Genomic DNA, 25714 nt, shown 5'->3' on the forward strand with positions numbered 1-25714 from the left:
AGGTCTGCCATGTTGGCATACCTAACACGCCCTATGGGGTCTGATCGAGTGCGTGTGGCGAACGGTGCCTATGGCAATGCGACGCGCCTCAAACGTGTTGCGATCGCCTGTCGAAGGCGATCGCGACCGCCCGGCTACGGGCCCTTATTGATGCGGTCGTATCTCCTGTGCCCACCTCTTTCAGGTAGGTTGCTGAGAAGGGCCATAGACTATATGGCCCTTGACCTCACTTCCGGAACAAGGAGGACACATGACTTCGATCGAACCCGTCTATGGAACCGCGACGCTCCTGCTGATTGCGGCGGCAGCCGTCGGCCTGCTTCTTTTTCTTATCCTCCGGTTGCGTTTGCACGCCTTCGTCGCCCTGGTTTTGGTCAGCCTGTTGACGGCGCTGGTGACCGGCATCTCGTTCAAGGACGTGGTGCCGACGCTGTTGCAGGGTTTCGGCTCGACGCTGGCTTCGGTCGCGCTGCTCGTCGGTTTCGGCGCCATGATAGGGCGGATGCTTGAAGTCTCCGGCGGAGCGCAGGTGCTCGCGGACCGGCTGATCGGCCAGTTCGGGCCTGAGCGCGCGCCTTTGGCGCTCGGCATCGCCTCGCTGCTCTTCGGCTTTCCGATCTTCTTCGACGCCGGCCTCGTGGTCATGCTGCCGATCATTTTCAGCGTCGCGAGCCGCTTCGGCGGTTCGGTGCTGCTCTATGCGCTGCCTTCGGCGGGCGCTTTCGCGGTGATGCACGCATTTCTCCCGCCCCATCCGGGCCCGGTTGCCGCCAGCGAATTGCTGGGGGCGGATATCGGCCTGCTGGTGCTCGTCGGTCTCGTCGTCGCTTTGCCCACGTGGTATCTCGGCAGCTACCTCTTCGGCCTCTGGGCGGGCAAGCGCTTCGAACTGCCGGTACCAACCCTTCTCGGATCGCCGAGCGAGGCGGCGCGCGACAAGGTGCCTCCGTCTTTCGGCACCGTCATGCTGGTGCTGCTGCTGCCGCTCGTGCTGATCTTCCTCAATACCGGCCTTTCGACACTGGCCGCCGCGAAGATGATCGACGGTGGCGCATTGTGGGTCAGCATCCTGCGCATGGCCGGGCAGACGCCCGTCGCCCTGCTGATCACCGTGCTTGTCGGCATGTGGGTCCTCAGCGGCGAGCGCACGCTCAAGGACATGGAAAAGCTGATGGACGGGGCGCTGGGCCCGATCTGCGGCATCATTCTCGTCACCGGAGCCGGCGGCATGTTCGGTGGCGTTCTGCGCGCAAGCGGCATCGGGCAGGCGCTCGCCGGCAGCCTCGAGGCGATCGGCATGCCGCTGATCGTCGCCGCCTTCCTCATTTCCACGGCCCTGCGCGTGGCGCAGGGGTCGGCGACCGTCGCTTTGACGACGACGGCCGGGCTGCTCGCTCCGACGGTCGCCGCGACGACGGGGCTCAGCCCCTTCGACCTGTGCTTCCTCGTGATCGCCATTGCCTGCGGCGCGACGGTGTTGAGCCACGTGAACGATTCCGGCTTCTGGCTCGTCGGCCGCTTCCTTCAAATGGATGAACGGACGACGCTCAAGACCTGGACGGTGATGGAAACCTTGCTCGGGGTGATCGGCTTCGGCTTCGCGCTTGTGGGATGGTGGCTGCTATGAGCGAAGATCTGCAGCATATCGTGGTGATGGGCGTGTCCGGCAGCGGCAAGACCACTGTCGGCGAGGCTCTGGCCGCAAGGCTCGGGTGGCGCTTCGTCGAGGGCGACAGCTTTCATCCGCCGGAGAACGTCGCCAAGATGTCCGCGGGCATTCCGCTCGATGACAATGATCGCGAACCCTGGCTGCGGGCGCTGGCGGCAGAGATCGCCAAGGACGAGGCGGCCGGCCGCCCCTCGGTGGTCGGGTGCTCGGCCCTGAAGCGGTCCTATCGCGACATCCTGCGCACGGGCGCGCCGCGCGTCCGCTTCGTGCATGTGCACGGCGACCGCGCTGTGCTGGCCGATCGGCTCTCCCATCGGGCGGGACATTTCTTCCCGGCTTCTCTGCTCGACACCCAGCTAGCAACCCTCGAGCTGCTCGGTGCGGACGAAGATGGCGTCGTCGTCGACGTGGCGCTCCCAACAGCTGAGCAGGTCGATCTCGCCATGCAGGGGTTGGGCAACTAGCCCAGCCCCGCTTGCGCTTTTCGCGTCGGTAGGCGGTCGTTGCGCGCGGTTGCGTAGCCGGCATCGACGAGCGGCTTTTGCAGCTGCGCGGCCGGAACGAACCGCGCAATCGCGTATCGAAGGCGAAGCGATCCCTGAACGTCTGCGCATCCCGGAGCCTAGGCTCGAACCCGCGCGTGCTGGCGGAGGGGAGTGGGGGTCGAACCCACCCGGGACAGGCTCGCTGCCCCAACCGGATTTGAAGTCCGGCCGTCCCACCGGAGACGATTCCCTTCCAGGCATTGATTTCATTATCATTTCTGAAGAAGTGACAATGTTCGGATCAGAGGTTTTCTACCGAATTGCTACCCTTCGCTTTCGCTAGTATCATCTACCGCTCGGCGGATCAGCTCGTCAATCTGCGCGGCGGCATTTGCCTGCATTCTCGAACGAGTGCGCGGTCGCCTACCGCGTCAGGAAATACCGCGAGGCGTACCCGGAAAGGGAGTGCGATTGCTGCGGCACGATCTTCCGCCCCAGCAAGCCTTGGGTTCGCCGATGCTCGCGCCGCTGCACTGAGATGGTGAACAACCGGCTCAAGTCCGAGCGCACCGAGATATTAGACGGGTGGTTCAAGAAAGCCGCCGCCGATGGTCCGGCTGGCCGAGGTGTCGCGCAGGATGAAGCGGTCCCCAATGGTTCGGGAAGCCGATTGAGGCGATGCAGTCGTTCCTCCATTCCCTATCGGGCACGACCAAGGCTGACTAGTTCGCGAGAGAGGATGCGGCATGGCGCGAGGTGGCAAATCTTCTGACTTAGCCAGCAGCTCCGGGCGGGAGATGTTTCCTCGTCGCACTTCAGGCTGCCGCGCAGATGCCGAGACCGAAATACGTCGGTGGCCTCGGATCGGGTAGGCCTGGTCGGGCCTGGCGGTCTCGCGCCGGTACTCGCACGCACAGCTGCTGATGAGCAAAGATGAAACCTACTCCAACGGCGATAGCGGCAATCAGGCGGCGTGTCTGGGCTGCCCAACTGACAGCGAACCAAAAACCGGCCAGGTAGGCCATCGCCGACGTGAAGCCGCCGATAAAAAAGTCCTCGCGAATTGGGATTTGTAGAACAGTTCCATACGCTCAATCTGTCCTGAACCTTGACGTCATTCCCACCCAGCGAGGTTGAGCGCTCGGGTGCGGATTATCGGATCAATCTCAGGTCGTGACGACGCGATTCTTCGGAGCTGCCTTCCGGGTCATCGCTTTCTGCCGAGTATAGCGACGGGCGGGCCGAGCCGGCCAATCAGATTCCGACCAAGCCGGATGGCATCCATACGCACGCTGTAACGGCGGTTACTACCGGGGGGCAGTGCGCACGATAACGGCCAGGCATCCCTGGCAGTCAGTTTCTACCTAAGGCTTTAGGAAATGTATGTGCGAAATTGAGCGCCCGTGTCGAATCGAGCAGATTGGTCTGCCTTTGAAATCGCCGAGCGCGATCACCGCTCAGCAGGTTCGCGATGCCTCGAAGTGCAAAGTGAACGAGGGCATATTCAAGTCACAAAGCCGCCGATGACCGTCAGCGCTGCTATGGGCCAAGCCGGCTGCGCTGCGAGCCATTCAAGGATTCTGCCAACGGGAGCTTTGCTCGGCAGGAAGTTCACGCTTCTGATCAAGTTTGTGCAGGAAGTCCTCAGTCAGAGGCTTTCTGGTTAGACAGAATAGCCCTGCAATCAGCACGACAACACCCAAGGCATCCATTTGATTTCTCCCTTTTAGATGCTTCGCATGACCACTTCGGCTGCGACGGAGGCGAGCATGGCGGCTAGCGCCACGGCTGTTCAAATCGTGCGATCTTCTCGTGACCCTGTTCGGCATGCGCATCGGAGGCGTCACGGGGATCTGACGGTGGTCAAGAAGATCCTTCAGCGGGTCGAGGGCGGGCAGTTTCGCAATCAGCCGATCGACCGGAGATCTGCGGCTTCAGAGGATCTCGATTATCGCACTTTTCTCGATCCGCCCAAGATCCTCAATCGCTGCATCCTGCTCGTCATTGCCGCCGATCACATGTTTGTCGTGCCCCACGGCGCTGATGACGTACGACGTGAGTTTCGTCGAAGGCATCAGGCCGATTGTGTTGGTGACTATTGGGAAGAGCGGGTGACCTTGGGGGTTACCCAAACACTCCGTCGTTGAGATAGCTGCGCCCCTCGTGGATACCATAGTTCAAGAAATGTTCGAGGGGGTTCACGCCGGCGGCAGCTACGTCTGGGTTAAGTTCGAGATATCCAGTGGTGTCGAAAATCTTCGACGGATCACGCCCTTCATGCCAGCCGTAGTTCTTATAGTGTTCGAGAGGGTTCATGCCAGCTGCAGCAACATCGCGATAGGTCGCCAGGTAGTCTGACGTATCAAAGAAGGCATTTGGATCACGTCCCTCACGCCATCCGAACTGCGCGAAATGATCCTCTGGATCGTAGTTGCTGTTTGCTACATCCTTGTAGTTCTTGAAATAGAACATGTCATCGACGAGCGCAGTACCGGCATCAATCTTCCGACTTTCGTAAACCCCATACGTGAGATAGTGCGCGAGCGGGTTCACCCCGGCAGCCGCAACGTCCGGGTTGAACCGCAGGTAGTCCGTGGTGTCGAAGAGGCTCGACGGGTCTCGCCCTTCCTTCCAGCCATACAGTGCATAGTGCTCGAGCGGATTCATGCCGGCCGCGGCAACGTCCCTGTATGTATCTAGGTAGGCCGACGTGTCGAAGAAGCCGTTGGGATCGCGGCCTTCCTTCCACCCGTACATGGCGAAATGTTGCTCGGCCTCCATCCCCGCGTAGTAGACATCGTTGTTTTCAGCGAAGTAGAATACGTCGTCGACGAGCATATTGTCGTCGGACTGGGCGATCGGGCGACCCCAGAACTGTATTTGCTCGATTGAGATCAGGCGGTCCGATGAACCGCCATGTTCAATCACCATGGCGCCATCGTGATAACCGACTCTCACCCCCGTGAAACTGAAGTTGAAATAGGCCGTGTCCCATCCTGCCTGGCCATTCAATGTGTCCGAACCGTCTTCTCCGGCCAGAAAGTCATCGCCGAACCCGCCAACAAGAACGTTGTCCTTGACGTTGCCGAAAATGTAGTCGTTGCCGGATCCGCCGACAGCGTTTTCGATGAGCGACCGAGTATCGCCTTCGAAGAGCAGGGCATTCGCAATGTTGCCGACCGCTGTTTTCAACCCGTCAAAATGAAGCTTTGCCAGTTGCGATTCGGATGTCTTGTTCCACTCGCCAGGTCGCAAATCGACTTTCACCCCATTGGTGTAATTCGAGAAGTCATAGGTATCGGTACCGCCGCCATCCCAAATGGTCAGAAAAATGCGGTTGGCCTCGGGAGTGCCTTGGCCAACACCGTTGATGAACATCTCGCCGGTTGTCGGGCTCCAGGAATAGACCGTGTTGCCGCTCTGCGTGCCGTAGTTCGCACCATACATCCGCTGCAGCGCAGCGATGTCGTACATCATCAAAGACTGGGCATACCCAGCGTCCTCGTTTGTGTATCCATCAATTGGCGACGCGCCAGAATACGAACTGTAGCTCATCACCGTGTATTCCATGGAAGCGCGGTCTATCGGCATAACCGCGCCCTCGTGCGCGTGATCAAGGCCGAGGGAATGGCCAATCTCGTGCAGGAATGTCACGTACGCATAATTGCCCTTTTTGGGAAATGTGTAGTCGCCGGACCAGGTGCCGAACCACGCATCGCCGCCTTCGGGCAGGGCGTTTGGATAATATGCCCAAGCCGTGTCGGGAAGGCTGGATTGTGCAAGCCGAAGATCGGCGGTTTGGGTTGCGCTCTCAGTAATCTCGGTGAACGTTAGGTTTGCAATCGCTGATATTTGCTCGAAAGCAGCGCGCGCCGCGCTTTGTTGCCACCAATTAAGGGTGGCGAAACCATTCACCGGCTCGCCACTTCCATAATTCAACCCATAAAACGCAGCGCTTGTCGGAAAGCTGAACGTGAAATTCTGGATCGCCCATTTCCAATCACCCGTAATACCGCCCACATACGGGTCGAAGGAGAAGGCATTTGGGATCACTGCTGGCATGGTTTTCTCGTCGGTGCTGGCTCAAAAGAGCAGATTTGGATTTGCGTGTGCCTATGGACACGCACAACCTCGCATTTGCAAGTGAATTTTGCGTCAAGCACTACCGCTTCGATATTTCTATCCACCTATCCGCTCAACAAACTCGCAACGAGTAGGATGTGAGGCCGCAAGGAGACGGTCGAGCGCCGCGGCTCCTTCCCGTCCACATCGATATGTAGTTCAGTCATCGTCCTGAATCTCAGGGCGCCCGACAATTGGATTCTCATCCGGGTCGGCAAAACACTGCATCCCACCGGACAATCGTCGCAATCCACTTTCTCTGCCTCACCGCCTCAGCTTTCCGATCTTGATTACGTTACCGCTCATGCTGCCGCATTTTCTGCAACGTATCCGCAGCGCCGGCGCCATGATTGCGGCTTCCCGAAACGCCTTGCCACGTTTTAAGCATTGCCAGATTGCCCCTCACGGTCCGCACATGAACCAAGGGGCCGGCGGCCGACTTCTTCGTCCCGCCTTGCTCCGCGCAGATCGATTGAGATGGCCGGCTTCACGCTTCGCTCAATATTCACGCATGGGAAGGTGCTGTTCGCAGGTGCTCGCCAGTCCGTGGTCCGAGAGGCCATGTCGCCCGTCAGCTTTTGCATTGGCGCGGACCAAACAAGCTCGTGCAGTTCTTCGCGAGTGATAATACGTTTCCGCTGCTCCACTTAGGATAAAACTCCAACTATCCGTCAGCGGAAAGCTACAGGAGCAAAGATGGACAGATAAATGGCCTCCACCCCTTCGCCCGTCCGACGGAATCGGAGGGGCTCGCTCTGTGCATGACACGAACAACTCTGCTACCACTTTGTTGCCCACTTCGGTAGTGCCGCACAAAATGAGGCATTACAACCTAATATTCAGTCGACGGAAACGCACCACATTCACCTTGAAGATAACGCAAGACGATGGGGCGACTGTCTACAGAATTTGAAGTCCGGCCGTCCCACCGGAGACGATTCCCTTCCTCAGTGCGCAAACAGGTCGCGGCGATGGGGATTTATGCGACGCAAGTCTCCCCTGCGCAAGGTCAGGCCCAGCCGGTCGTAGAAATCGAGGATCTCGATGGCGACCTTGCGGCCGTTGTGCACCCGGTCGCGGAAGGCGGGGGCGGTGAACCAGCCGTCGTCCGCCTGCGCCGCCACCTCGAGTACGATGGCTGCCATCTCCTCCACGACGGCGCGGGCGAAGAAATGGTCATGCGCGATCTCGTGGGTCTGCCCGAGCCCTTGGGCGAGTTTCAGTACGCGCCTTATGTCGCGCTCGTCCGCACTGAGAAGGGCTGTGAAGTCGCGCACGCGCGGCGGCCGGAAGCGGTTGTCGTCGACGAGATGCGGATGGATCCGCTGCCACAGGTCTTCGTCGGCCGGCGACAACCGGACCGCGTGGCCCGGCAGCCGCAGGAAGGCGCCGTCGAGCACGATGCGACCGGCAGCCGCTTCGTCCCTGAGGAACGCGAGGAAGCTTGCCGTCGGCAGGCGTGGTTTGAGCAGGAGCCGCAGCCGCTCGCGGCCGATGCCGGCAAGCTCGGGGTTTTCAGCGTGGAAGGCTGCGAGTGTGTCCGTCAGGCTCGCCCGCAGGCCGTCAATCGCTGCGGACGATAGCGCATGGTCGCCTATGGTTTTTGCTCCGGCGGCAAGCAGAAGCCTGGGAAGCGCGTCGTCGCCCAGGCCACGGTCGCGTAGGAATGCCGCAAGCGCGATCGGTGCGAGATCGGACAGGGCCGAAAGAGCCGCCGCCGGGTCCGCGTTGCCGGAGGCGGCAAGGGAGGCCAGGCGCTCCGGCGTGCCGCGCTTTCGCGCCGGCGGGTGCAGATCGAGAAAGCGGCCGCCGCCGATGGTCCGGCTGGCCGAGGTGTCGCGCAGGATGAAGCGGTCACCGATCGTCGCGGCGACGGGTCGGTCGAGGACCAGTTGCACCAGGCCCTCCATCCCGGGATCGAGAGGACCGGCAAGCGGCACGATCCGCGCGCCGACTTCCGTTGCGTGGCTGTGCAAGCGTACGGGAAACCAGGTGCCGATCGGCTTGGCCTCCGAGGCAAGCACGCGGACCTCCGCGTCGATCCGGTCCGTCGGTGCATGCAGTGCCGGGGCGAGGACGACGTCGCCACGCCGGATCGCGTCCTTCGTCACCCGTTCGCCGGCAAGGTTCAGCGCGCAGCGTTGGCCGGCACGCCCCTCCGATGCTTTCCGGTTCTGTGCGTGGATGCCGCGGATGCGGGCGGTCAGGCCGGACGGGCTGACGATGACGGTGTCGTCGAGCGTCGCACGACCGCCGAGCACCATGCCGGTCACCACGGTGCCGGCGCCTGAGAGCGTGAAGCTGCGGTCGACGGCAAAGCGCAGCAGGCCGGCATCGCTGCGCGCGGCGGTCTCCGCTTCGGCGGCGGCGAGCCCTGCGCGCAGGGCCTCGATGCCTTCGCCGGTGAGGGCGGAGACGGCAAGGATCGGCGCCTTCGCGAGACCTGTGCCGGCAAGTGCGGCCTGGATCTCCGCGGTCACTTCCGCGCGCCGCTCCGGCCCGGCGAGATCGGCCTTGGTGAGCGCGACGATGCCTCTGGTGATACCGAGCAGGTCGAGGATGGCGAGATGTTCGCGGGTCTGCGGCATGACGCCGTCGTCGGCTGCGACCACCAGCAGCGCGAAGTCGATGCCGCCGGCGCCGGCAAGCATGGTGTGGATCAGCCGCTCGTGACCCGGCACATCGACGAAGCCGGTAACCGTGCCGCCGCCGAGGTCGGCATAGGCAAAACCGAGGTCGATGGTGATGCCGCGGGCCTTTTCCTCGGCAAGGCGATCGGCGTCCGTGCCGGTCAGCGCCTTCACCAGCGCCGTCTTGCCGTGGTCGATATGCCCTGCCGTTCCGACGATCATAGCGCCGCCAGGGCCTCGATGAGCGCCGCGTCCACCTCGAGGCAGCGCAGGTCGAGGACCAGCGCGCCGTCGCGGATATGGCCGATTACGGGCAGGGGCAGGGCGCGAAGCCGTGCGGACAGCCGTTCCGGCGCGTCGCCGCCGCTGCCCGTCAGCCGCAGCCCGGCGCTCGGGATCGTATCGACCGGCAAGGCGCCGGAGCCGACCTGGCTCTGGCAGGCGCAGGTCGCTGCCGAATAGCCATGCGGCTTGAGCAGCGCATCGATTGCCGGAGCGAGACGGGCCGCCTGTGCGGCGATGTCGGCTTCCGGTCGGGAGAGGAAGCGCAGCGTCGGCAGCCGCGCCTTCAGCCGGTCGGGATCACGATAGAGCTTCAGCGTCGCTTCGAGCGCGGCGATGCGGATCTTGTCGAGGCGAACGGCCCGTTTCAGCGGATTGCGATTGATCGCGGCAATCAGATCGCGCCGGCCGACAATGAGGCCTGCCTGCGGCCCTCCGAGCAGCTTGTCGCCCGAAAACGTGACTAGGTCGGCACCTTCGGCGACCGCTTCCGCCACCGTCGGCTCGCGCCGCAATCCGAAGGTGGAGAGATCGACGAGCGAGCCGGAGCCGAGATCGTTCAGAAGCGGCACGCCGGCCTTGCGGGCAATCTCGGCCAGTTTTGGCGCCGGCACCTCGGCGGTAAAACCCTCGATCCGGTAGTTGGACGTGTGGACCTTGAGGATGACGCCGGTCTCGGGGCGGATGGCCCCTTCATAGTCGCGCGGATGGGTGCGGTTGGTGGTGCCGACCTCCACCAGTTTCGCGCCGGCGCGGGCCATGATGTCGGGCATGCGGAAGGCGCCGCCGATTTCGATCAGTTCGCCGCGCGAGACGATCGCCTCGCGGCCGTCGGCAAGCGTATTGAGCGCGATCAGCACGGCTGCGGCATTGTTGTTGACGATGGTGGCGTCTTCGGCGCCGGTCAGTTCGCGGAGCAGGCCGCGCAGATGGTCGTCGCGCTGGCCGCGCCCGCCGCCGTCGAGATCGAACTCCAGCGCCAGCGGGTTGGCCATCGCGGCGGTCGCGGCGCGTACGGCTTCCTCGGCCAGGATGGCGCGGCCGAGATTGGTGTGCAGCACCGTGCCCGTGAGGTTGATGAGTGGGCGAAGGGCGGAGCGGGCGGCGATCGCCAGCTCCTCGGCGACGCGGCGCGGCAGGTCGGCCGCAAGCGCTGCCCCATCCTCGCCCGCACGGATTTTCTCCCGCGCGATCTCGAGTCGGGCGCGGACGGCGGTGACGACGGCAAGGCGGCCATGTTCTTCCGCCAGCGCCAGTCCCTCTGGCGAGGTCAGCATCTGGTCGACCGAGGGAAGCACGCGGAAATCCGGCATCAATACCCCGCGAGATAGGGGTTGAAGCCGCGGCGGCGAAAGGCGGTCTCCTTCATCAGGATGTCGAGACCGAGGCTGCCGACATCGTCGGCGATCGGCTCCAGGCTCGGGTTTTTCACCTGGTAGAAGATCTTCACCCAGGAATGGCATTCCCGGCAGGTCTCGGCCTTCACCGTCGCCTCCGCGGTCTCGACCGAGCGATAGCTGATGCCCTTGGTCGAGCCGCAACAGAGGCACTTCACCCGCACCTCGTTCCACTGCGTGGCGCAGCAAGCGCAGGCGGCGTAACGCACGTTCTCGACGCCCTGTGCGCCCACGACCGACGATGTCGCCGGCCGGCCGCCGCAGGCGGGACAGACGCCGAGGCCGACAGGGACGAGCGTTTCCGGATCGAGCGTCGCGGCGAGCCGCGCCATGTGCACCTGTACCGCGGCTGCGACGAAGAGGTGGGGGGCGGCACTGTCGTCCGGAACCTGATCCGACAGAATGTTGGTAAGCAACCAGCGCCGGTCACCGTCCTCGGCAGCGCGCACCGCATCGAGCGCCAGGCGCGCGGCGTCGGGCATGGAAATCTCGGCAGCACCTTCGAGAAGCGCATCGAGTGTCGCCGAAAGGCCGGGGTCATCGACAAGCGCCAGTCGGTCGATCGGCGGCATTTCAGTGCGCGCAGCCTCGGCGACGCGCGCCGATGTCGGCGCGGTTACGGGCGGAAGGGTTACTGCCAAGCGAGCCTGGAGTTTGGAGAGCGCCGCAAGAAAGGTGAGGTAGGGCGCAAGCGCGTTGCTTTCGGCGAGAAACGCGAAGCGGCGTGCTCGCGTCTGGAACAGTTTGACCGGCTCGGGCAGGAAGGCCAGCGGCGGTGTCGGCACGCCGCCGATGAGGGAGGGATCTGGTTGTATGTCTTCAGCCATCGCATCTCCGGTGATCCGACGGAGACGCCGGATCATGCAGCATTCACGGTGCTACAGCGACCGTTGCGCGCCCGACAGGACGCGCGGCGCTGTAGGAGATGTTCACTTTGACGGGTCGGAGCCCTGACGTCCAGCCAGTTCGCGCAGCCATTTGCGATGATGGCGAAAGGCCCAGCCTCCGGTGACGGTGCCGCGGGTCATCGCCCGGATCGTGCCGCGCGTCCAGATCGCCGCATAGACATGGACGATGAAGATCAGGATCGTGAAAAGCGCCGCCAGCGCATGCACGGCAACGGCGATGCGGCGAACGGGGATGGAAACGAGGTCGGGGAAATACTGCTCCCAGATCATGATCCCGGTCGTCACAAGCACGACGATCAGGCCGGACATGCCCCAGAAAACCATCTTCTGGCCGGCATTGTACTTGCCGAGTTCAGGCAGGCTTTCTTCGTTGCCCTGGAGAAGGTCGCCGAACTTGCGGCTCCACTCCACGTCCTCGCGCCGCGGCAGATTGAGCTTCCACATCTGCGCAAATAGCAGGAGGAAGCTTGCGACGAGGACAAGTCCGACGATCGGATGCAGCCACCGCGTCATCTGGCCGCCACCGAAAAGGCCGGTCAGGAAAAACAGCGACGGATGAAAGAAGGAAAGGCCGGAGATCAGAAGCACGATCATGCAGGCGGCGGTGACCCAGTGGTTGAGGCGGGTATAGCCGCGATAGCGATTGACGGTGACCGGGTGTTTCGTCTCGATCCTGTCGCCGGGGGCCGAATAGATGCGTTTGTCAGCCATCACGCCTCCCTACCGCCTTGCGGGCGGTCGCGATCCTCGACGAGTTCCTCGGCCTCGCCTTCCTCATGGGCGGTCACCTCGTTCGGCCGGGCGAAGATGCCGTGCAGCACGGCGCCGGCGGCGGCAAGCCCTGCCACGGCGAGGCCGACGGTCTTCGCCGGCCCCTTCCAGCCGCGCACCACCGGCGAAATCTGCGGATCTTCCGGCAGCCCGGAATAGAGCGACGGCTGATCGGCATGGTGCAGCACATACATCACATGCGTGCCGCCGACGCCCTGCGGGTCGTAGAGGCCGGCATGGTCGTAGCCGCGTGACTTCAGGTCCTCGACGCGCTCGTTGGCAAGCGTGACCATGTCGTCCTTCGTCCCGAAGGTGATCGCCTTGGTCGGACAGGCCTTGGCGCAGGCCGGCCCCTGGCCGACCGCGACGCGGTCCGAGCAGAGGGTGCATTTCTTCGATACATGCGCGGTTTTGGAGATGCGCGGAATGTTGAAGGGACAGCCGGCGATGCAATAGCCGCAGCCGATGCAGTTGTCGGAGATGAAATCGACGATGCCGTTGGAATATTGCACGATGGCGCCCGGCGCCGGGCAGGCCTTGAGACAGCCCGGATCGGCGCAGTGCATGCAGCCGTCCTTGCGGATCAGCCATTCGAACTCGTTGGTAACGGGGTTTTCGTATTCGGTGAACCGCATCAGCGTGAACATATCCGCCGTCAGGTCATGCGGGTTCTCGTAGACGCCGACATTTTCCTCCAGGTCCGGATGGGTGTCGTTCCATTCGATGCAGGCGGACTGGCAGGCCTTGCAGCCGATGCATTTCGACACGTCGATCAACTTGGCGACCGGGGTCAGCTGTCGTTCGGGTATCGGCACGTTGCTCGTTGCCGAAACCTTGATGACATCGCTCGGCAACAGGTTCGACGCCAGCGGCTGCAGCGGCGGGTTGGCGGCGGCCGTTACCGGCTCCGGTGCGCGTTCGCTCATGCCGAGGCTCCTTCTTCCGCCGCGGGTTCGATATTGACCAGGAAGGCCTTGAACTCCGGCGTGTCGATATTGGCGTCGCCGACGAAGGGGGTAAGGCTGTTCGGGCCGAAGCCCTTGCGGGCCGCACCCATGAAGCCCCAATGCAAGGGAATGCCGACCACATGGACCGGCTTGCCGTTGCAGATCAGCGGGCGAATACGCTTCGTTACCACCGCCTTCGCCCAGACCTCGCCGCGCGCGCTCCACACGCGCACCCGCCCGCCCTTGGTGATGCCGCGCTCGGCCGCCAGTTCCTCGCTGATTTCCACGAAGAACTCCGGTTGCAGCACGGCGTTGACGCGGCTGTGCTTGGTCCAGAAGTGGAAGTGCTCGGTGAGGCGGTAGGACGTGGCAACGAAGGGGAAGTCGGTGCTCGTGCCCAGCTGTTGCAGGTCGCCTGGGAAGATGCGCGCGACGGGATTGCCGCGAAGCTTGGCGTTGAACGGATTTTCGACCGGGCTTTCGAACGGCTCCATATGCGTGGGGAAGGGGCCGTCCCGCATCAGTTTGCGCGCAAAGAGACGGGCGGTTCCCTCGGCCGTCATGATGAACGGCATCACGGTCTCCGGCTTTGCCGTCACCGCGATGTCGGGCACGTCGAAGCCGGCCCAACGCTCGCCGTTCCATTCGATCAGTTTGCGCGCCGGATCCCAGGGCTTGCCCTCTAGGTCGCAGGAGGCACGATTGTAGAGGATGCGTCGATTGGCCGGCCAGGCGAAGGTCCATTTGAGGAAAGTGCCGACATCGCCCGGATCGCTGTTGTCGCGCCGGGCCATCATGTTGCCTTCCTCCGTCCAGGAGCCGGTATATATCCAGCAGCCCGACATGGTGGAGCCGTCGTCACGCATCACGCCGAAGTTGGGCAAAAGCTTGCCGGCCTCGACCAGCACCTTCGTCGGATCGGTCGGATCGTAGAGCGTTTGCAGCGCCCGTCCGTTCATCTCCTGGGCAAGTTCGGCCGGTTCCGGCTCGTACGGGTCCTTGTAGTCCCAGGCGAGGTTCAGGATCGGCTCGGGACAGACCCCGCCTTCCTTGCGGTAGAGTTCACGCACCCGCAGGAAGATGTTGGCCATGATCCAGGTGTCGTGCTTGGCGTCGCCCGGTGGTGTCGCGCCCGGCCAGTGCCATTGCAGCCAGCGGCCCGAATTGACGGTGGCGCCTTCGTCCTCGGCAAAGCAGGTCGCCGGAAGTTGCAAGACCTCCGTCATGATCTTGGCGGAATCCACCTGGTTGTAGATGCCGTGGTTTTCCCAGAAATGCGCCGTCTCGGTCTGCAGCGGGTCGATGGTGACGAGCAGCTTCAGCTTCGACAGACCCTCGGTCAGCTTTGCCCTGTTGGGGAAGGACAGAAGCGGATTGAAGCCCTGGCAGAAGTAGAGGTTCACTTCGCCGCGGCTCATCATGTCGAACATCCGGAGGATGTCGTAGTAGGGCACATCGAGCTTCGGCAGCCAGTCGAAGCCCCAGTCGTTCTCCTTCGTGGCAGCGCTGCCCCACATGGCCTTCAGGAAGCTGACCATGAATTTGGGCGTGTTCTGCCAGTAGCTCGTCTGGCCGGGAACGAGCGGCTTGTTGCCGCGCGTCGACATGTAGGTCGTGTAGTCCGTCTCCTTTTCGGTCGCCAGGTTCATGTAGCCCGGCAGGGAATTGGAAAGCAGGCCTATGTCGGTCAGGCCCTGAATATTGGAGTGGCCGCGAAGCGCATTCACCCCGCCGCCCGGCAGGCCGACATTGCCGAGGATCAGCTGCAGCATCGCCATGCCGCGGATGTTCTGAGCGCCTTTCGAATGCTGCGTCCAGCCGAGCGCGTAGAGCGAGGTCATCACCTTGTCGCGGGCGGACGTCGCGCCGATCATCTCCAGGATCTTCAGGTAGCGATCCTTGGGCGTGCCGCAGATGTTTTCGACAAACTCCGGCGTGTAGGCTGCGACATGCTGCTTCAGGAGGTTCCAGACGCAGCGCGGGTCTGACAGGGTCGGATCGGTTTTCACCGTGCCGTCCTCGTTCAGCTGGTATTCCCAAGCGGTGCGGTCGTAGTCGCGTTTTTCCTCGTCGTAGCCGTTGAAGAGGCCATCGACCCAGCCGAACTCGGGGTTCACCAGGTAGGTGGCGTTGGTGTAGTTCTTCACATAGTCCCACTGCACCTTGTCGTTCTCGATGCAGTAGCGGATCGCGCCCATCAGGAAGGCGATGTCGGAGCCGGGTCGGATCGGGGCGTAGACGTCAGCGACCGAGGCGGTGCGGTTGAAGCGCGGGTCGACGACGATCAGCCGGGCGCCGCGATGATGCTTGGCTTCCGTCACCCATTTGAAGCCGCAGGGATGGGCTTCCGCCGCGTTGCCACCCATGACGATGACGAGGTCGGTGTTCTTGATGTCGGTCCAGGCGTTCGTCATTGCGCCGCGGCCAAATGTTGGAGCCAAACTGGCTACCGTGGGGCCGTGTCAGACGCGTGCCTGGTTGTCGAAGCCGACGACTCCCATGGAACGGACGGTCTTGTAGGTCAGCCATCCCGTCTCGTTGGTACCGCCCGACGCGGCAAGGAAGCCCATCGTCGTCCAGCGGTTGACGGTGACGCCGGCCGCATTCTTCTCGATGAAGTTCTTGTCGCGGTCGTCCTTGATCGCCCGGGCGATCTTGTCGAAGGCATCTTCCCAGGAGATGTCCTGCCAGGTGTCGGCGCCTGGAGCGCGGTGACGCGGCTTCGTGGCGCGGGTCTCGGACTTCACGAAGTCCTTGAGCGCCGCGCCCTTGGGACAGAGCGTTCCGCGGTTGGTCGGATGATCGGCATCCCCCTCGATATGGATGAGTTCCGCCTTCTCGCCGGCGGAAAGGTCACCCTTCGAATACATCAGGATGCCGCAGGCGACCGAACAGTAGGTGCAGACGTTGCGGGTCTCGGTGGTGCTTGCGAGCTTGAAGGCACGCACATGGGCGGCTGTTGCGGCCTCGGCCGCTCCGAAGCCCATGGCCCCGATCGTGGTGGCCGCGGCTCCTGCGCCAGCAAGCTTCAGGAAACTGCGGCGAGAAAGATCGATGTTCATTGGAGGTCCTCTTCCATGGTATCGGTCTTGAAACGAATGGTCGAGCCTCAGAGCCGGCGTGTCAAGGCCGATTTGATCGGCTTTTGTCACGAAAAGTCATGGCCTTGCCGGAAATGATCGGTCATGATCGCGTCCGTGGTCGGCAAGGCCGCCATCGATACCATTGCATCGAGGGAGTTCTGATCGTGAGCAGCCTGCCCGCCACCGAGCCTCGCCTGACCTCGCTTGCCCATGGCGGCGGCTGCGGCTGCAAGATCGCGCCGGGCGTGCTGCAGGAAATCTTGCGGGGGCGTGTCCAGTTGCCGGTTCCGCCGCAACTGCTGGTCGGCATCGAAACCTCCGACGATGCGGCAGTCTATCGCCTCAACGACCACCAGGCGGTGGTCGCCACCACCGACTTCTTCATGCCTGTTGTCGACGATCCCCACGATTTCGGCAGGATCGCCGCGACCAATGCGATCAGCGATGTCTACGCCATGGGTGGCACGCCGATCTTTGCGTTGGCGCTCGTCGGCATGCCGGTCAACGTGCTGTCGACCGAAACCATCGGCGCCATCCTCGACGGCGGCGCGGCGGCCTGCCGGGCGGCCGGCATTCCGATCGCCGGCGGCCACACGATCGATTCCGTTGAGCCGATCTACGGTCTCGTCGCGATCGGCCTCGTCGATCCCGCGCATCTGAAACGCAACAGCGGCGCCCTTGCCGGCGACGTGCTCATCCTCGGCAAACCGCTCGGCGTCGGCATCTTTTCTGCGGCGCTGAAAAAGGGCGCGCTCGATGAGGCCGGCTACGCCCGCATGCTTGATAGCACCACCCGCCTCAACGCGGCCGGGCCCGATCTCGCGCGGCTTTCCGGCGTCCATGCCATGACCGACGTGACAGGCTTCGGCCTTGCCGGCCACGCGCTCGAAATGGCGCGTGGATCGAACTGCCAGGTCCGGATCGACTGGTCCGCCGTTCCCCTTCTGGAGGGTGCTTTCGATCTCGCTGCCGCCGGTTTCGTCACCGGCGCCTCCGGGCGGAATTGGGCAAGCTACGGGCAGGACGTGGCCTTTGCGCGCGAGATGGGCGCGATCGACAAGGCGCTGCTTTGCGATCCGCAGACGAGCGGCGGCTTGCTCGTCGCCTGTGACCGGTCGTCCGCACAGGACGTGCTCGGCCTCTTCGGCAAGCACGGCTTCGGCGCAGGGGTGATCGGGGAAACGGTGGCCGGCCCGGCGGGGCTGGTGGTCGCTTAGGCTCTGGGTCTCACCCGGCGACAGTCGAGTCTGGCCGCCTCTGCCTGGCCCAATACCTCGCGTCGAACGGAGTGGCTGCATCGCCTTTCGCCGGGACGCGTTACTCCCGGCGATGATCGCTATGTTGCGGCCGGGTTGCTTTGACAGCAGGCCATGATGGTGCCCCTTTGTCCCCCGCTATTGCTCGGCGGACCGGAGGGCGCCGGCATCGTATACGACCTTGCCGCCGAGCAGGGTCAACACCGATCGGATGGTATCGATCTCGTCGACCGGCATCGTCATGTAAGGCTTGTCGAGCACGGCGAGATCGGCGAGCTTGCCTTCGGAAAGCGTGCCGCGATCCTTTTCGGCAAAGCCGATCCATGCGGCATTGCGGGTGTAAAGGCTGAGCGCCTCTTCGCGCGTCAGCAACTGGTCGCTCGCCTTCTGCACAGTGCCCCCCAGCGAACGCCCCGTCAGGTGGTATTCTATCGCCTGCCAGACGCCGGCGACGCCGATGCGCGTGGAGTCGGTGCCGCCTGCCACCAGCAGCCCCTTGTCGATGGCAAGGCGTGTCGGCGGCGAAAGGGCCGCGACGTCGGCGCCGTTGGCGTCGGCGATCGCCGCACCCTCGAAATAGGGTCCCATCTGGACGGTGTAGGCGAGGCCCATCTTCCGCATCCGGTCGAGGGTCCGCTCCGATCCGGTGTTGAGATGGGCAATCGACCACCGGAGGTCGTTGAGGGGATGCGTCTTGTGCACCTCCTCGAAGACGTCGAGGATCGCGCTCGCGGCATCGTCGGTATAGGCGTGGATCTCGACGGGGATGCGCCGTTCCGAAGCGAAGAGCGCGACTTTCAGGAGTTCGTCGCGGGCTTCCTTGGGCGGCGCAAAGCCCGGCCCCATCTGCACGCCGTCGTTCATCGCAAAAACCAGGGATTCGCCAAGCCCGAGGAAGCTCAGCGTGCCGTCGTCGTGGACGGCGGGACGGAACGACATGATTTCGCGGAACCATTCGGCTTCCTTGCCGGGGTGGGCCGCCGGAATTCGGTAGCCGGCCCTCAGCGTCAGGTCGCCTTCGTCGCGAAGCGCAAAGAACGGTTCGTAGCCGGCCGCCGGCCCTGCGGAGGGGTCGATGAAGCCGGTAACCCCGACCGCGTTGAGATGCGAGAAGAACACCTTGAGGTTCGCCCTGCGCTCTTCCTTCCCAATCGCGCTGAGCTGTCCGAAGAGCACGTTGAACGAGCCGATGTTGCCGAAGAGCTTGCCCGTCGCACGGTTTTCTCCGTTGCGCTCGATCCTGACGCCGGGCGGCAGTTTCGGTTCGGCGCTGTCGAGCGCGAGCAACTCGATCCCCTTGGTGTTCACGAGCGCGTAGTCATAGAGGTATTGCACATAGGCCGGGGTGTCCGGCAGGGCCTTGTCGAGGTCGGCAATCTCGGGCGGACGGCGCTCGGCGAACTGGTCTGGATGCCAGGAGCCGACGACCGCAACCCACTGGTCCCTGGCGCGAGCGCGCGCCGCAGTCTTCAAGGCTTCGAGCGCACTCGCAAGGCTCGTTTCGTCATGCCAGTAGGTCTCGAAAGGATAGGTCTGGCCGCCGCGGATCGCGTGGATATGCGTGTCGACGAGGCCGGGAATGACCGTGCGGCCGCCAAGGTCGAGCACCTCCGTGTCAGGCTGCACCAGCTTTACGATGTCCTCGTCGCTGCCGACCGCCACGATGCGGCCATTGGCAATGGCAAGCGCTTCCGCCGCCGGCCGGGCCTCGTCCATGGTGACGATCGTGCCGTTTCGGAGCACGAGGTCGGGACGATCGCTTGCCAGGGACGGTTGCGTGAAAACGGCAAGCTGCGCCGCGGCGAGGCAGAAGGTCGAAAACCGGCGGATCAAGGCACTCTCCTTAACAGGATCGGTGAAACAAACTGGCGGAGGTCGCGGATGGTTCGCGTTGCTTTCTCCGGCAGCTGCGGCGTCGGGTGGTGGCCGAGCCGTCTTCGCCACGCCTGAGAGAGCGGGCTCGAAATAGATACGGACGCTACAAACCGGCGGTAGGTACCGAATTCGAGCCACAGTGTCTTAAAAATAGGACAAGGATTTCGGCGCGTGCCGATTGAGACTGCGATGGGATGGGGAGCCGTTGAGGCAAAGGCCGACGCTCAATTGCTTCCCATGGCGCGCAGAAAGTCCACGTCGAATTGGACGATAGTCCACCAAAAGAGCACACTCGAACCTCATCTCCACGGGAACGGCAAGCTACCAATCTGTCGGCAGGATGAGGAACCCGCCAGATCAGAACCAAGGGAGCGAGAAATGATCCACGCCGATGACGGCTCACTGTCCCAGGAACAGCGAATGATGCGCGACAGCTGCCGCGCCTTCGTCGACGACGCGGTGACGCCTTTCATTCGATCGAACTGGCAGCGCGAATGGGACATGAGCCCGGGCGAGCGGCTGCCGCGCTCGATCCTTGAGGGTGCCGAAACGATCGGCGTCCGCACGCTCGGCGTGCCGGAAGCCTATGGCGGCGTCGACCTGGAGCGCGAGACGGAGGTCAGGACCTTCGCGCTGATCTCCGAAGAAATCGCTCGCGGCGACTCCGGCCTTGCCGACAAGCTGGTGCAGAACTGGAAGGTCTCGATCCTCCTGCGCGAATTCGCGCCGAAGCACCTGCAGGACAAGTGGTTCCCGCGTCTTCTGGCGGACCCGCAGTTCCTGCTGGCCCATTGCCTGACCGAGCCGCGCGGCGCTTCCGATCGCTGGCTGCCCTACAATGTGCCCGAGGCGGCGATGCACACGAAGGCCGTGCTCAAGGACGGGCACTGGGTGATCAACGGCCGCAAGCAGTTCATCTCGAACGGCTTCGATGCGAGCCTCTATGTCGTCTATGCCAATACGGACTCCTCCGTTGGCATGCTGCAGGGAACTTCGAGTTTCCTCGTGCCCCGCGACACGCCCGGCCTGACGGTGACGAAGTGCAACGAGACCATGGGCTGCCGTTTCATGAACAACGGCGAACTGGTGTTCGAGGACTGCCGGGTGCCGGCCGATCACCTTCTCGTCCAGAACACCGCCCTTGGCAGCGCCGGGCAGTATTTCCGGGCCGGCAAGATCATCCAGGCGGCCAAGAACCTCGGCGTCGGCGTCGCCTGCTTCGAGCGCACGGCCGACTATGTCCAGAACTACGTGCAGGGTGGGCGTATTCTCATCAAGCACCAGGCCGTGGCCCTGCGGCTTGCCGACATGGCGACGCGGATCGAGGCGGTGCGCGCCCTGATCGAGCGGGCGTCGAGGGCCGTCGACGAGGGCCATCCGGACATGGATGTTCTCTGCAACATGGCCAAGGTCTACGCCTCGGAAGAGATCATGAAGGTCGCGACCCACGCGCTGGAACTGCATGGCGGCAACGGCGCGATGCTGGAGTTCGGCATCGAGAAGCTGTTCCGCGACGCGGCGATCTTCCTGCACATGGACGCGACCGTCGATGTCAGCCGGATGAAGATCATCAAGACCATGTTCCCGGCGACCGCCGGCAAATACGCGGGCCCTGAGAACTAGGGCCTGCCGGAGGGAATGGCGGGCTCGGGAGGACGAAGATGAAGATACTGGTCGCGATAAAGCGCGTTGCCGATCCGAACGTGAAGGTCAGGTTGCGCGCAGACGGCAGCGGTCTCGACCTTGCCGCCGTCAAGATGACGATGAACCCGTTCGACGAGATCGCGGTCGAAGAGGCGGTCCGCCTCAAGGAGGCGGGCATCGCTTCCGAGGTGGTCGCCGTTTCGGTCGGCCCCGAAAAGGCGGCGGAAACGTTGCGCACGGCACTGGCGATGGGGGCCGATCGCGGCCTCCTCGTCAGGACGGAGGCGACGACCGAGCCGCTGACGGTTGCCAAAGTGCTCAGCGCCGTCGCCGGCGAAGAACAGCCGGCCTTGATCCTTCTTGGCAAACAGGCCGTCGACGACGATTGCAACCAGACCGGACAGATGCTGGCGGCAAAACTCGGTTGGCCGCAGGCGACCTTTGCTTCGCAGCTCACCGTCGATGGCGACCGCGCCACCGTCATTCGCGAGATCGATGGCGGATCGCAGACGATCGCGCTCACCCTGCCGGCGATCGTCACGACGGATTTGCGCCTGAACGAGCCGCGCTACGCGTCGCTGCCGAACATCATGAAGGCCAAGAAGAAGCCTGTGGAGGAAAAGCAGCCCGCGGACTACGGCCTGGTCATCGAGGAGCGCCTGGAGGTCGTCCGTCTCGAAGAACCGCCGACACGGGCCGCCGGCATCAAGGTGAAATCGGTGGCGGAGCTTGTCGAACGACTGAAAACGGAAGCGGGAGTGTTGGCATGAGCGTGCTTGTTTTGGCCGAACACGGCAATGCGCAACTGGATGAGGCAACGGCAAGGGCGGTCAGCGCCGCCCTTTGCCTCGGCAACGACATCGACGTGCTTGTCGCGGGTAAGGGGTGTCACGACGTGGGCCTGGCTGCCGCCTGTCTCGACGGCATCTCCAGGGTGCTGGTCGCGGAGGGGGAAAGCCTTGCCAACCAGCTCGCCGAACCGCTTGCCGAGCTGATTGTCGCGCTGTCGGGAAACTACGATGCCATCGTCGCGGCATCCACCTCGACCGGCAAGAACGTGATGCCGCGCGTCGCGGCGCTGCTCGACGTCATGCAGATCTCGGACGTGATCGCGATCGACGGCCCCGACCTGTTTCGCCGTCCGATCTATGCCGGCAACATCGTGCAGACCGTGCGCTCGAAAGACCCGAAACGCGTCCTCACGATCCGGGCGTCGGCATTCCGAGCCGTGGGTCAGGGAGAGGCGAGGCCGATCGAGACCGTTGACGTTACCCCAGGCGCCTCCCGGTCGACGTTTGTCGCCAATGCTGTCGCAGTTTCGGAGCGGCCGGAGCTGACCTCGGCGCGCATCGTCGTGTCCGGCGGGCGCGGCATGGGCTCGGCCGACAATTTCGAGACGGTGCTTGCGCCGCTCGCCGACACGCTGGGGGCGGCATTGGGTGCGAGCCGCGCGGCGGTTGACGCCGGCTATGTGTCGAACGACCTTCAGGTTGGCCAGACCGGCAAGATCGTCGCGCCCGAGCTCTATATCGCCTGCGGCATTTCCGGCGCGATCCAGCATCTGGCGGGGATGAAGGATTCGAAGGTGATCGTCGCGATCAACAAGGACGCGGAAGCGCCGATCTTCCAGGTGGCCGATTACGGTCTCGTCGCCGATCTCTTCGAGGCCGTTCCCGAATTGAAGGGTACGCTCGCAAGCGCGACTTGAAGCAAGCGGCGTCGGCACTGAGGCAAACGGGGAGGACGGGATGGCAAGGATAGGCGGGCAGCCGGGCAATGATCCGGATCAGGATGGTGACGACACCCTGTCGGCGCCCTTTCGTTCCTACGCGCTCGAACGGGCCGACGCGCCCCGTTTCCACATTCGCCTCGTCGAAAAGACCCAGAGGCTCTATCCGGCCCATAAGCACGACTATTTCCAGATCGTCTATTTCATGAGCGAGGCGCCGACGGCGCGGGTCGGTCTCAAATCCTACAAGCCGCAGCCGGGCTCGGTCTATTTCATCGCGCCGATGACGCCGCACCAGATGCGGTTCAGCAGTGCGTCGCGGTCCGTCGTCATCTACTTCGATCTCGACTTCCTGCGGCCGGGCATCACGCGCTCCTATCCGATACAGGAACTGGTGCGCATCGCGCCTGAACTCACGCCGTTTGCCTGGCAGGGGCATATCGACTTCAACCTCGACGAAGCCCAGGCGGCACGCGTCGAGGAGGCTTGCCGGGAGATGATCCTGGAGCATGCCGAGGACCGGATCTGCACCGGGGAGATCATTCGCGCCGAACTGACGCTGATGCTCGGCAGGATCTGCCGGGCCTATGAGGATCGTTTCGACGAGTTGTCGCCGGTGCTGCCGGCGATCGGCCGGGACAGCGGGTACATGCGCCGGATCTCCGATTTCATCGCCGAGAACTATCTGCGCTCGCCGACGCTCGATCAGGCGGCCGCCTACGCCAGGCTTTCCCGCAGCCGCCTCTGCGCGCTGTTGCGACAGCACACGGGCACCAGCTTCAACGCGCTTATCCGTGAGATGCGCATCGATGACGCGCGCGAACGCCTGGTGCTGACCGACGAGCCGATCGGCCAGGTCGCCTATGCCGTCGGCTACAACGACGAGAAGTATTTCCTGCGGGCGTTCCGAAAGTCGGTCGGAATGACGCCGACGGCCTATCGGGCGAAACGGCTGAGCGACCTCGCCGTACCCGCGACGACGCGGCGCGGCCTCGGCGCACAGGCTCCGGGCCTGATGCCAAGGAGCAGGAGCTAGGCGGATCACACGGAACCAGCCGGACAACGGGATTGTCCGACGGACAGAGGAAAGCCTGACCGGGACGTGGTCCGGCATGTGCGGTTGATTGCAACACGGGAGGAGAAGCAATGCTTAAGAATGTCGAGGATCAGGCGCGGGCGCCGCTGCGGATGTCCGGCCTGTTCGTGGGCGGGGAATTTCTGGACGACGGCAGCGCCACCACGTTCAGCGTCGAGGAGCCGGCGACCGGCGCGACGATCGCGCATGTGACCAATGCTTCGGTGACCGACGTCGACCAGGCCGTCAGAAGCGCGCGCGGCGCCTTCCAGGCCTGGCGCGACCGCTCCCCGCGCGAGCGCGGCCAGATCCTGCGGGAGGTCGCCGCCCATATCCGCAAGCACGTGGACGAACTGGCCGAGATCGAGGCGCGCGAAGTGGGCAAGCCACGTCGCGATGCGCTCCGCTTCGACGTGTCGTTCTGCCATGCCTGCTTCGACTATTTCGGCGGTCTCGCCGATACGATCCACGGAGAGATCCTCGACCAAGGGCCGATCGAGGCGCGCATCAACTACGAGCCCTACGGCGTGGTGGCCGCGATCCTGCCTTTCAACTGGCCGCCGATCCACTTCTCCAAGAAGTGCGCGCCGGCACTTGCTGCCGGCAACACCGTCGTCATCAAGCCGGGCGAGCAGGCGCCGTTGACGGTGTTGCGCCTCGTCGAACTCGCCAATGAGATCCTGCCGCCGGGCGTTCTCAACGCGGTCGCCGGCATGGCCTCCGGCCCGGCACTCGCCGCCCATCCGCTGGTCGAGCGCATCACCTTCACCGGGTCGACGATGACGGGCCGGCGCGTGCTGCAGTCGGCTGCGCAGAACCTCACCTATGCCACGATGGAATTGGGTGGAAAGAACGCGCTGATCGTGCTGCCCGATGCCGATCTCGACGTCGCGATCAACGTCGCGCTCGAAGGCATGTTCTACAATCAGGGCGAAGCCTGCACATCGACGTCGCGCATCCTGGTGCATGATAGAATCCATGACCAGTTCCTGGAGCGGTTCGCACGGGCGACCGAGAAGTTGGTCGTCGGCGACGGGCTTGATCCGGCGACCGATATCGGCGCCATGGTCGATGCGAAACACCGCGACAAGGTTCTCGGCTACCTCGATATCGCGCTGAAGGAGGGAGCCCGCCTGGTCACCCAGGGCAAGCTGCCGACCGACGAGCGCTTGAAGGACGGCTACTGGGTCGCGCCGACGGTTCTGGCCGACGTCACGCCCGACATGACCCCGGCGCGCGAGGAGATGTTCGGCCCGATTGCCAGCATCATGCGGTTTTCAACCGAGGAAGAAGCGATCCGCATCGCCAATGACAGCGAATACGGCCTGACAGCGGCGATCTGCACGACCGACGAGGCGCACGCCGGCAAGATCGCAGCCAAGCTCGAAGCGGGCATGATCTTCATCAACAACTACATGCGCCGCGCCTTCCTCGGCTCCCCCTTCGGCGGCCAGAAGGGAAGCGGTTTCGGCCGGGAAAATGCAGCGGAAACGCTGCGCGAATTCACGCGCTCAAAGAACGTCCGGTTTCCGTCGGGCCGGGGCACCATCCCGACCTGGCCACCGAAGGACTGAGTTCGCCCCGAACCAGATCCATTGAACAAAACATCCAGCACGGTGACGCCCGTCTGCGGCGCGTCACCGTGCGAGCTCCGACCGGTCCCAGTTAAGGGTAGGCGTCGCGTTCCGCGTGGCGCGACTGCTCTATACGGCCGGCAATTGATAGGCGGGTTGCATGCAGGTGGTTGAACGCGAGAGCATGGAGTTCGACGTTGTGATCGTGGGTGCGGGACCGGCGGGTCTTGCGGCGGCGATCCGGTTGAAGCAGGTCAATCCGGAGCT

Annotated in this window: 19 protein-coding genes and 1 tRNA gene; 11 read left to right on the forward strand and 9 right to left on the reverse strand. The window is 63.7% G+C overall.

What is annotated here, in order from left to right; translation table 11 throughout:
* The first annotated feature begins 250 nt into the window (after window positions 1-250).
* Both M2267_RS27375 and M2267_RS27380 read left to right on the forward strand, forming a co-directional pair.
* The gene (locus tag M2267_RS27375; RefSeq protein WP_429118985.1) at window positions 251-1627 is read left to right on the forward strand and encodes a GntP family permease; all 1377 of its coding nucleotides are present in this window, start codon (window positions 251-253) and stop codon (window positions 1625-1627) included.
* The gene (locus tag M2267_RS27380) at window positions 1624-2133 is read left to right on the forward strand and encodes a gluconokinase (RefSeq protein ID WP_429118987.1); all 510 of its coding nucleotides are present in this window, start codon (window positions 1624-1626) and stop codon (window positions 2131-2133) included. Before M2267_RS27375 ends, M2267_RS27380 begins: the two co-directional genes overlap by 4 nt.
* 180 nt (window positions 2134-2313) lie before the next feature.
* On the opposite strand, the gene M2267_RS27385 is transcribed toward M2267_RS27380, so the two are convergent.
* Window positions 2314-2409, reverse strand: a tRNA-Sec gene (locus M2267_RS27385).
* 668 nt (window positions 2410-3077) lie between these two features.
* On the opposite strand from M2267_RS27385, the gene M2267_RS27390 reads away from it, so the two are divergent.
* Both M2267_RS27390 and M2267_RS27395 read left to right on the forward strand, forming a co-directional pair.
* Window positions 3078-3230, forward strand: a complete 153-nt coding sequence (locus tag M2267_RS27390) for a hypothetical protein (protein ID WP_429118989.1) — start codon at window positions 3078-3080, stop codon at window positions 3228-3230.
* Between the two features lie 783 nt (window positions 3231-4013).
* On the forward strand, window positions 4014-4301 hold the full coding sequence (locus M2267_RS27395) for a hypothetical protein (protein ID WP_156134244.1): 288 nt from the start codon (window positions 4014-4016) through the stop codon (window positions 4299-4301).
* Here the strand turns inward: M2267_RS27395 and M2267_RS27400 are convergent.
* The 7 genes from M2267_RS27400 to fdnG all read right to left on the reverse strand — a co-directional run bounded on the left by M2267_RS27400 (window position 4279) and on the right by fdnG (window position 16273).
* Window positions 4279-6216: a M10 family metallopeptidase gene (locus M2267_RS27400; RefSeq protein ID WP_082006165.1), complete on the reverse strand. Its 1938-nt coding sequence runs from the start codon at window positions 6214-6216 to the stop codon at window positions 4279-4281. The two genes, M2267_RS27395 and M2267_RS27400, sit on opposite strands and share 23 nt — an antisense overlap.
* Window positions 6217-7223: 1007 nt before the next feature.
* Window positions 7224-9128 (reverse strand): selenocysteine-specific translation elongation factor, encoded by a 1905-nt coding sequence (gene selB / locus M2267_RS27405; RefSeq protein WP_429118990.1) that lies wholly within the window; start codon window positions 9126-9128, stop codon window positions 7224-7226.
* A complete protein-coding gene (gene selA / locus M2267_RS27410) occupies window positions 9125-10501 on the reverse strand; it encodes an L-seryl-tRNA(Sec) selenium transferase (RefSeq protein ID WP_429118991.1) in 1377 nt (458 codons plus the stop codon). Before selA ends, selB begins: the two co-directional genes overlap by 4 nt.
* On the reverse strand, window positions 10501-11412 hold the full coding sequence (gene fdhE, locus M2267_RS27415; RefSeq protein WP_429118993.1) for a formate dehydrogenase accessory protein FdhE: 912 nt from the start codon (window positions 11410-11412) through the stop codon (window positions 10501-10503). Before fdhE ends, selA begins: the two co-directional genes overlap by 1 nt.
* A 102-nt stretch (window positions 11413-11514) precedes the next feature.
* Complete coding sequence (locus tag M2267_RS27420) at window positions 11515-12204, reverse strand: formate dehydrogenase subunit gamma (protein ID WP_429118995.1); 690 nt, start codon at window positions 12202-12204, stop codon at window positions 11515-11517.
* Window positions 12204-13190: a formate dehydrogenase subunit beta gene (gene fdxH / locus M2267_RS27425; RefSeq protein ID WP_429118997.1), complete on the reverse strand. Its 987-nt coding sequence runs from the start codon at window positions 13188-13190 to the stop codon at window positions 12204-12206. Before fdxH ends, M2267_RS27420 begins: the two co-directional genes overlap by 1 nt.
* Entirely contained in the window at window positions 13187-16273 is a 3087-nt protein-coding gene (fdnG, locus tag M2267_RS27430) for a formate dehydrogenase-N subunit alpha (RefSeq protein ID WP_082006166.1), read from the reverse strand. The genes fdxH and fdnG overlap by 4 nt, the downstream gene beginning before the upstream one ends.
* A gap of 194 nt (window positions 16274-16467) precedes the next feature.
* On the opposite strand from fdnG, the gene selD reads away from it, so the two are divergent.
* The gene (gene selD / locus M2267_RS27435; protein ID WP_429119022.1) at window positions 16468-17511 is read left to right on the forward strand and encodes a selenide, water dikinase SelD; all 1044 of its coding nucleotides are present in this window, start codon (window positions 16468-16470) and stop codon (window positions 17509-17511) included.
* Window positions 17512-17688: 177 nt separating this feature from the next.
* On the opposite strand, the gene M2267_RS27440 is transcribed toward selD, so the two are convergent.
* Window positions 17689-19383: an amidohydrolase gene (locus tag M2267_RS27440; protein ID WP_429118998.1), complete on the reverse strand. Its 1695-nt coding sequence runs from the start codon at window positions 19381-19383 to the stop codon at window positions 17689-17691.
* A 420-nt stretch (window positions 19384-19803) separates the two neighbouring features.
* On the opposite strand from M2267_RS27440, the gene M2267_RS27445 reads away from it, so the two are divergent.
* The 6 genes from M2267_RS27445 to M2267_RS27470 form a co-directional block, all read left to right on the forward strand.
* Window positions 19804-21048: an acyl-CoA dehydrogenase family protein gene (locus tag M2267_RS27445; RefSeq protein WP_043623505.1), complete on the forward strand. Its 1245-nt coding sequence runs from the start codon at window positions 19804-19806 to the stop codon at window positions 21046-21048.
* 38 nt (window positions 21049-21086) lie between these two features.
* The gene (locus tag M2267_RS27450; RefSeq protein WP_429119001.1) at window positions 21087-21839 is read left to right on the forward strand and encodes an electron transfer flavoprotein subunit beta/FixA family protein; all 753 of its coding nucleotides are present in this window, start codon (window positions 21087-21089) and stop codon (window positions 21837-21839) included.
* Window positions 21836-22777, forward strand: coding sequence for an electron transfer flavoprotein subunit alpha/FixB family protein (locus M2267_RS27455; RefSeq protein ID WP_429119003.1), 942 nt, complete (start codon window positions 21836-21838; stop codon window positions 22775-22777). Before M2267_RS27450 ends, M2267_RS27455 begins: the two co-directional genes overlap by 4 nt.
* Before the next feature lie 40 nt (window positions 22778-22817).
* On the forward strand, window positions 22818-23834 hold the full coding sequence (locus M2267_RS27460) for an AraC family transcriptional regulator (RefSeq protein ID WP_429119005.1): 1017 nt from the start codon (window positions 22818-22820) through the stop codon (window positions 23832-23834).
* Between the two features lie 110 nt (window positions 23835-23944).
* Window positions 23945-25447: an aldehyde dehydrogenase family protein gene (locus tag M2267_RS27465; protein WP_429119007.1), complete on the forward strand. Its 1503-nt coding sequence runs from the start codon at window positions 23945-23947 to the stop codon at window positions 25445-25447.
* 160 nt (window positions 25448-25607) lie between these two features.
* Window positions 25608-25714, forward strand: a 107-nt coding sequence (locus M2267_RS27470; protein ID WP_429119023.1) for an FAD-dependent oxidoreductase, incomplete at its 3' end; no start/stop codon positions are given.

The organism is Ensifer sp. KUDG1, from assembly GCF_050434285.1.
Taxonomy (GTDB): Bacteria; Pseudomonadota; Alphaproteobacteria; order Rhizobiales; family Rhizobiaceae; genus Ensifer.